This window comes from Geothrix terrae (assembly GCF_022808775.1).
In the GTDB taxonomy this organism is placed as follows: Bacteria; Acidobacteriota; Holophagae; order Holophagales; family Holophagaceae; genus Geothrix; species Geothrix terrae.
In genome coordinates this window covers 264758-272966 of the sequence record NZ_JAKZLA010000005.1, presented here as the reverse complement: position 1 = coordinate 272966, position 8209 = coordinate 264758, and the positions used below count along the sequence as shown (strand labels likewise).

Genomic DNA, 8209 nt, shown 5'->3' with positions numbered 1-8209 from the left:
TCGTCATAAAGGTGATACTGAGTCTCAAGAAAACGAGATTCAAGACCTCGTGGTTGAGAAGTGATGCCTGTCACCAGGCTGAAGATAGGCTGCGGGTCCCAGTCTAGCCAAGGCCGGTCAGATCCCGGCCCCGAGCCAGGATGCCAGGCGGATCCAGGGATACGTAGTGATACGATGGTCATCCCCCCTGTGGAGCATCCATGTCGTTCCGTGCCCGACGCCTGACCCTCCCCCTGCTCGTCCTCACCCTGGCCTCCGGGTCGGCGAAGGCCGAGGAGGGCATGTGGACCTTCGACAACCTGCCGACGAAGAAGATCCAGGCGGCCTACGGCTGGGCTCCGGACCAGGCCTGGCTGGACCATGTGCGCCTGTCGGCCCTGCGCTTCCCGGGCGGCTCCGGCTCCTTCGTGAGCGCGGATGGCCTGGTGCTCACCAACCACCACGTGGGCCGGGGCTGGATCCAGCGGGTCAGCGACAAGGACCACGACTACGTGAAGAACGGTTTCGCCGCCCAGGACCGCGACCATGAGATCAAGGTCCCGGGGCTCGAGCTGCTGACGCTCATGGCCATGGACAACATCACCGACCGGCTGGCCAAGGCCGTGAAGCCCGGCACGCCCGAGTCGGAGGCCCACAAGCTCCGCGGGGCGGAGATCGAGCGGATCAAGAAGGAGATGCAGGAGAAGAGCGGCCTCACCTGCGAGCACGTGACCCTCTACCAGGGCGGCGAGCATTGGATCTACAGCTACAAGAAGCACACCGACGTCCGGCTGGTCTTCGCGCCCGAGATGCAGATCGCCTTCTTCGGCGGGGACCACGACAACTTCACCTACCCCCGGCACAACCTCGACTTCTCCATCTTCCGGGTCTACGAGAACGGGAAGCCCTACCACCCGAAGGAGTTCCTGCACTGGACGCGGACGGGCCTGAAGGCGGGCGACCTGACCTTCGTGACCGGCCATCCCGGCCGCACCAGCCGCCAGGACACCCTGGCCCAGATGATCTACTCCCGGGACGTGGCCATTCCCATGCGCCTCAAGGCCATGGAGCGGCGGAAGGAGGCCCTGGTCGAGTACGGGAAGTCCTCGCCGGAGGCCGCCCGCCAGGTCAACACCCAGATCTTCGGCGTCGAGAACGGCCTGAAGGCCGTCAACGGCTACTGGTCCGGCCTCAAGAACCCCGAGGCCATGGCCCGGATCGCCGCGGCCGAGAAGGACCTTCGCGCCAAGGTGGCCGCGGATCCCCGGCTCGCCGCGGAGGTCGGGGACGCCTGGGGACGCATCGAGGCGGCGCTCAAGGCCTCCGAGGGGCTGGCCCGGGAGAACCAGATCGTCGGCACCGCGGATTCCAGCCTCCTGGGCTACGCCCTCGCCCTGGTGCGCATCACCGATGAGGAGCACCTCCCCAGCGACAAGCGCCTGCCCGAATACAGCGACGCGAACCTGAAGGCCGCCAAGGCCCGCCTCTGCGTCCGCGCACCCTTCTACGCCGAGCAGGAGATCTTCCTGTTCACTCAGGGGCTGGAGCACGCCGCGAAAGAGCTCGGCGGCGCCCATCCCTACGTCCAGGCCATGCTGGGCGGCAAGCCGGCGGCGGAGGTCGCCCGGGCGGCCGTGTCCGGTTCCAAGCTCGCGGATCCCGAATTCCGCAAGGTGCTCCTGGCCGGCGGCAAGAAGGCCGTGGCCGAGTGCCAGGACCCCATGATCCTCCTGGCCCGGAAGCTGGATCCCCTGTCCCGCGAGGTGCGCCGGAAGCAGGTGGATCAGGTGCAGAGCGTGCTCACCGAGTGCGGCATGCGCATCGCCAAGGCCCGTTTCGCGGCCTACGGCAAGGGCACCTACCCGGACGCCACCTTCACCCTCCGCCTGACCTACGGGCCCGTCGCGGAGTACCCGGCCAACGGCACGCTCATCCAGCCCTTCACCACCTTCGGCGGCCTCTTCGACCGCTACGACGGATGGGGCGGCAACGCCGCCGCGGCGCATGACGGGGCCTGGACGCTCCCCCAGCGCTGGATCGACAAGCGCGGCGCCCTCGATCCCGCCATGCCCTTCAACTTCGTCCACAAGGTGGACATCATCGGCGGCAACTCCGGCTCGCCCGTGGTGGACCGCAAGGGCGAGCTGGTGGGCCTCATCTTCGACGGCGACATCGACATGCTGCCCGGCAACTACTTCTACGACGACAAGGCCAACCGGGGCGTCTCCGTGGATGCCCGGGGCCTCCTGCACGCCCTCGACAAGGTCTATGGCGCTTCCGGCCTCGTGGCCGAGCTGACCGGCAAGTAGCCCCCACCCTGGAGCCATCATGCGACGCCTTCCGATTCTCGCCCTCGCCCTCGTCTCGACGCTCGCCCTGCCGGTCCTCCGGGCCGAAGAGGGCATGTGGACCTTCGACAACCTGCCCCTGAAGCAGCTCAAGGAGAAGTACGCCTTCGAGCCCGGCCAGGCCTGGATCGACCATGTGCGCCTCTCCACCCTCACCCTGGGCGGCTGCACGGGCTCCTTCGTGAGCGCCGACGGCCTGGTGGTCACGAACCACCACTGCACCCGGGGCTCCCTGGCCCGCCTGTCCACCAAGGACCGCGATCTGGTGAAGAACGGCTTCGTGGCCATGAGCCGCGACCAGGAGATCAAGATCCCCGGCCTCACCTACCGCACCCTCATGGCCATGGAGAACGTGACCGAGCGTGTCGCCAAGGCCGTGAAGCCCGGCCTCACCGAGAAGCAGGCCGCCGAAGTCCGCGCCAGGGAGCTGGACGCCATCAAGGCCGAGCTGGAGAAGAAGACTGGCCTCACCTATGACGTGGTGAACCTCTACCAGGGCGGCGAGACCTGGATGTACGGCTTCAAGGTGTTCAAGGACATCCGCCTGGTGGCCGCGCCCGAGATCGCCGTGGCGGCCTTCGGCGGCGACTACGACAACTTCACCTACCCCCGCCACGACCTGGACTTCTCCATGGTCCGCGTCTACGAGAACGACCAGCCCTACCATCCGGCCCACCACCTCACCTGGAGCACCGAGGGCCTGAAGGCCGGCGACCTCACCTTCGTGGTGGGCCACCCCGGCCGCACCAGCCGCCTGCAGACCTTCGCCCAGATGAAGTACGACCGCGACTTCGGCATCCCCACCTACCTGAAGAACGCGGACCGCACCCGCGCCATCCTCGAGGAGTACGGCAAGCAGGACGCCGAGCACGCCCGCCAGGTCCAGACCCTGATCCTGGGCGTGAACAACGGCGCCAAGGCCAATGAGGGCTCCCTGGCCGGCCTGAAGGATGCGGAGGCCATGAAGCGCCTCGAGGCCGCCGAGAAGGCCCTGAAGGCCGCCGTGGCGAAGGATCCCAAGCTGGCGGCCACCACCGGCCAGAGCTGGGCGCGCGTCGAGCAGGCGATCCAGCTCCAGAAGGGCTACATGAAGGAGGCCCAGGTCGTCGGTGCGGCCCGCTCCGCGACCCTGGGCCAGGCCCAGGCCCTGGTGCGCCTGGCCGCCCAGCAGGAGCTGCCCGTGGAGAAGCGCCTGACGGAGTACCGCTCCGAGGGCGGCCTCAAGGCCCTGAAGACCCGCCTCTCCGGCCCCGCCATGGGCATGATGGGCCAGTCCCCCAGCCCCGAGCTGGAGACCCTCCTCTTCACCCGGAGCCTCGAGGATGCGGCACGGGAGCTGGGCCCGCAGCACCCCTTCGTGGCCGCGATCCTCGGTGGCAAGAAGCCCGAGGACGTCGCCAAGGCCGCCGTGGGGGGCACGAAGCTGAACGATCCCGCCGTGCGCAAGGCTCTGGTTGACGGCGGCCAGAAGGCCGTGGCCGAGAGCACCGATCCCATGATCGTGCTGGCCCGCAAGCTGGAGCCCATCCTGCTGGGCCTCCGCAAGAAGCAGGACGACGTGAAGGCCATCCTGGAAGAGCACGGCGCCCGCATCGCCAAGGCCCGCTTCGCGGTCTACGGCAAGACCCTGCCGCCGGACGCCACGGGCACGCTGCGCATCACCTACGGCGCCGTGGCCACCTATCCCGCCAACGGCACCCTCCAGCAGCCCTTCACCACCTGGGCCGGCCTCTATGACCGCCACTTCGGCTGGGGGGGCAACGACGCGAAGGACTACACCGACTGGCACCTGCCCCAGCGCTGGCTGGACCGCATGGGCAAGCTGGACCTGAAGACGCCCCTCAACTTCTCCCACGCCGTGGACACCACCGGCGGCAACTCCGGCAGCCCCGTGGTGAACCGCAAGGGCGAGCTGGTGGGCCTGCTCTTCGACGGCAACATCGAAGGCAACGCCGGCCGCTACTTCTACGACGAGAAGGTGAACCGCAGCGTCTCCGTGGACGCCCGGGCCATCCTGGAGGCCCTCGTGAAGATCTACGACGCGCCCCACCTCGCCGCCGAGCTGACCGGCAAGTAAGCCCGAACGACTGATGCCAGGGGCCCTTCGGGGCCCCTTTTCGGAGCCCCCATGCGCCTCACCGCCCTCGCCCTCCTGCTTGCCGCCCTGCCCGCGCTGCGCGCGGACGAAGGCATGTGGACCTTCGACAACATTCCCGTGAAGCAGATCAAGGCCAAGTACGGCGTGGATCTGGACGCGGCCTGGCTGAAGAACCTGCAGCTCGCCACGGTGCGCTTCCCCGGCGGCACGGGGGCCTTCGTGAGCCGCGACGGCCTGGTGGTGACCAACCACCACGTGGGCCGGGGCGCCATCGCCCAGGTGTCCACGGCCCAGGCGGACCTGGTGAAGAACGGCTTCACCGCGGCCCGGCGGAGCCAGGAGATCAAGGTGCCGGGCCTGGAGCTGATGATGCTCGTCTCCATGAAGGACGTGACGGCGCGGGTGAACGGCGCCGTGAAGCCCGGCATGTCGGACCAGGAGGCGCTCATGGCCAGGCTCAACGCCCTGGCGGATCTCCGCCGGACCGAGGAGGCAAAGACCGGCCTCACCTGCGAGCCCGTCACCCTCTACCAGGGCGGCGAGTACTGGCTCTACCGCTACAAGAAGTTCAGCGACGTGCGGCTGGTCGCGGCGCCGGAGCTCCAGGTGGCGGCCTTTGGCGGCGACCCCGACAACTACACCTACCCCCGCCACAACCTGGATTTCTCCCTGTTCCGCGTCTACGAGGACGGGAAGCCCTACCGGCCCGAGGCCCTCCTCCCCTTCAGCGCGAAGGGCGTGGCCATGGGCGAGCTGACCTTCATCTCGGGGCATCCGGGCATCACCTACCGCCAGCAGACCCACGCCCAGATGGCCTACGCCCGCGACACCGGCATCCCCTTCCAGCTCCGCACCCTGGAGCGCCAGAAGCAGGCCCTCCAGGCGTATTCGGCCACCTCGCCCGAGGCGCACCGCCTCGCCGCCGAGGCCATCTACGGCATCGAGAACGGCCACAAGCGGCTCAGCGGCCAGCTCCTGGGCCTCGCCAAGCCGGAGAACCTGAAGAAGGTGGCCGATGCCGAGGCCGCCCTGAAGGCCGCCGTGGCCAAGGATCCCGCCCTGCAGGCCCGCGTGGGCGGAAGCTGGGACCGGGTGGCCCAGGCCGTGGAACGGCAGAAGGCGCTGCTGAAGGAGGCCACCTACCTCGATGCCGGCCGCGGCACCCTGGTGGGCCGGGTGGCGACCCTGCGCCACGCCCTCACGCTGGTGCGGCTCGCGGACGAGCTGGCCAAGCCGTCGGCCGAGCGGCTCAGCGAGTTCAGCGAGGGCAACCTCAAGGCCACCCGGGCGCAGCTCCTCTCGCCCCGGCCCGTGCAGAAGCCCATCGACGCCACCCTGCTGGCGGCGGGGCTGCGGGAGGCCCAGGACGAGCTGGGCGCGGAGCATCCCTTCGTGAAGGCCCTGCTGGGCGGTCAGACCCCCGAGGCCGTGGCCCAGGCCGCGGTGGCGGGCACGAAGCTGGACGATCCCGCCGTGCGGAAGGCGCTGGCCGAAGGCGGCAAGACCGCGATCGACGCCAGCACGGATTCCATGATCCTCCTGGCGCGGAAGGTCGATCCCTTCGGCCGCGCCATCCACACGCGGATGGAGGCCGAGGTCACCGGTGTCTTCAACGAGCACGGTGGACGCATCGCCGAGGCCCGCTTCAAGGCCTTCGGCCGGGCCGTCTATCCGGATGCCACCTTCACCCTGCGGCTGGGCTACGGCCCCGTCGCCACCTACGCCAACGGCACGGGCACCCTGGCCCAGCCCTTCACGACGTTCATGGGGATGTACGACCGGCACCTGGGCTGGGGCGGCAACGCCGCGGCGGCGGAGCACGGGGCCTGGACCCTGCCGGAGCGCTGGCTCAAGCGGCAGGCGAAGCTGGACCTGGCCACCCCCTTCAACTTCATCTACGCCTGCGACACCGTGGGCGGCAACAGCGGCAGCCCTGTGGTGAACGCGAAGGGCGAGTTCGTGGGCATCAACTTCGACAGCGTGTTCGAAGGGCAGGGCGGCTACTACGTCTACGACCCCGACACCAAGCGCGCCGTGGCCACCGATGCCCGCGCCATCCTCGAGGCCCTGCGGAAAGTGATGGGCGGCGGGTACCTCGCGGATGAGCTGCTGGGGAGGTAGGACCGTGGATCTGTACCTTTCGTGTTCCCTCACCGGCGGTCGCGGGGACCAGCCCGTGGTGGCGGCCCTGGTGGACCGCATGGAGGCCCTGGGCCACCGCGTGCTGACGGCGCACCTGGCCGCCGAATCGGCCATGGCTTCGGACGGCGGCTTGGCCCCCGAGGCGGTGTTCGCGAGGGACACGGCCTGGCTCCGCGCCAGCGAAGCCGTCGTGGCCGAGGTGAGCACGCCCTCCCACGGCGTGGGCTTCGAGATCGCCTACGCCCTGGAGCGCGGCAAGCCCGTGCTCTGCCTAGCCCGCGAAGGTGTGCGCGTCAGCAAGATGCTCACGGGCATCCGGCAGGACGGCGTGGCCTTCCGGACCTACGGGGCCGTTGATGAGGCCCTGGCGCACCTGGAGGCCTTCCTGGTGCGATCATGATGGCGAGATCCTGAATCCCACGGAGGACGCCATGTCCGAGGCCGGCACCACCCGACGCGATCTGTTCAAGCTGGGGGCCGCCGCCGCGGCGGGCCTTGTCGCCACCCGCCTCGCGGCAGTAGAGGCCGTCGCGGGCGCGGAGCCCGTGATCCACCATCCCACGCCCCACGCGCCCTTCAACCCCGCCACCGCCGAGGCCATGCCCACCCGCAACCTGGGGCGCACGGGGCACAAGGTGGGGATCTTCAGCCTCGGCGGCCAGGCGTCCATCGAGAAGCCCCACAACGAGAAGGTGGCCATCCCCCTCATCGAGCGGGCCCTGGACCTGGGCGTGAACTACTGCGACACCTCCGCCCGCTATGGCGGCGAGGCCCGCTGGAGCGAGCAGTACTTCGGGCAGGTGATGAAGCGGCGGCGGGCTGAGGCCTTCCTCGCCACCAAGACCCACGACCGCACGGCGGACGGCTCGCTGCGGCTGCTGGAGACCTCGCTGAAGCTGCTCCAGACCGATCACGTGGACCTCTGGCAGCTCCACGCCATGAGCACCATGGACGACGTCGAGCGCGTCTGCGCCAAGGGCGGCGCCCTGGAGGCCTTCCAGAAGGCCCGCGACCAGAAGCTGGTGCGCTTCCTGGGCCTCAGCGGCCACACGGACCCGGACGTGCTGGCCGAGGCCATCCGCCGCTTCCCCTTCGACACGGTGCTCATGGCCTTCAACGCCGCCGACACCTGGCACCTGCCCTTCAAGAAGACTCTGCTGCCCCTGGCCGTGGAGAAGGAGATGGGCATCATCGGCATGAAGATCCCCGCCCGCGGCCGCCTCCTGGCCGGCGTCCAGCCGCCCCCGCCCGAGAAGCAGCGCGGCCCCGCGAAATACGACCGCCCCGGCACCCTCACCATCAAAGAGGCCATGCGCTACACCCTGAGCCACCCCGTGAGCACCGTCATCATCGGCGTGGACAACGTGGCCCAGCTCGAAGAGAACGTCCGCATCGCGGGGGAGTTCCTGCCACTGAATGCCGGCCAGCTTGAAGCGCTGGAGCAGAAGGTGAAGCCCGTCTATGGGCAGGCGCAGTGGTACAAGCGGGATGCGCCGGCGAATCCTGGGAAATGAAAAAGAAGAAAGTAACCACCGATGAACACAGATGAACACCGATAAAAGTGGGTGGGATTGGGGCATGATGAGTGGTGGACACCCCATTGGTTTTGCTCGAAGATGCTTGCCAAGAACCTCTGACGAAC

At 68.9% G+C, this 8209-nt stretch carries 5 protein-coding genes; all 5 read left to right on the top strand.

The window, feature by feature from the left end:
• The first annotated feature begins 200 nt into the window (after positions 1-200).
• From MLE42_RS11680 to MLE42_RS11660, 5 genes are read left to right on the top strand one after another with little or no spacing between them, the layout of a single operon-like run.
• Positions 201-2288, top strand: a complete 2088-nt coding sequence (locus tag MLE42_RS11680) for a S46 family peptidase (protein WP_243288057.1) — start codon at positions 201-203, stop codon at positions 2286-2288.
• A gap of 19 nt (positions 2289-2307) precedes the next feature.
• Complete coding sequence (locus tag MLE42_RS11675; RefSeq protein ID WP_243288056.1) at positions 2308-4404, top strand: S46 family peptidase; 2097 nt, start codon at positions 2308-2310, stop codon at positions 4402-4404.
• 51 nt (positions 4405-4455) lie between these two features.
• Positions 4456-6546, top strand: a complete 2091-nt coding sequence (locus tag MLE42_RS11670) for a S46 family peptidase (protein ID WP_243288055.1) — start codon at positions 4456-4458, stop codon at positions 6544-6546.
• A 4-nt stretch (positions 6547-6550) separates the two neighbouring features.
• Positions 6551-6967 carry a nucleoside 2-deoxyribosyltransferase gene (locus MLE42_RS11665; protein WP_243288054.1) on the top strand — a complete coding sequence of 139 codons (417 nt, stop codon included), beginning with the start codon at positions 6551-6553 and terminating at the stop codon, positions 6965-6967.
• 31 nt (positions 6968-6998) lie between these two features.
• Positions 6999-8081, top strand: a complete 1083-nt coding sequence (locus MLE42_RS11660; protein WP_243288053.1) for an aldo/keto reductase — start codon at positions 6999-7001, stop codon at positions 8079-8081.
• Positions 8082-8209: the final 128 nt, after the last annotated feature.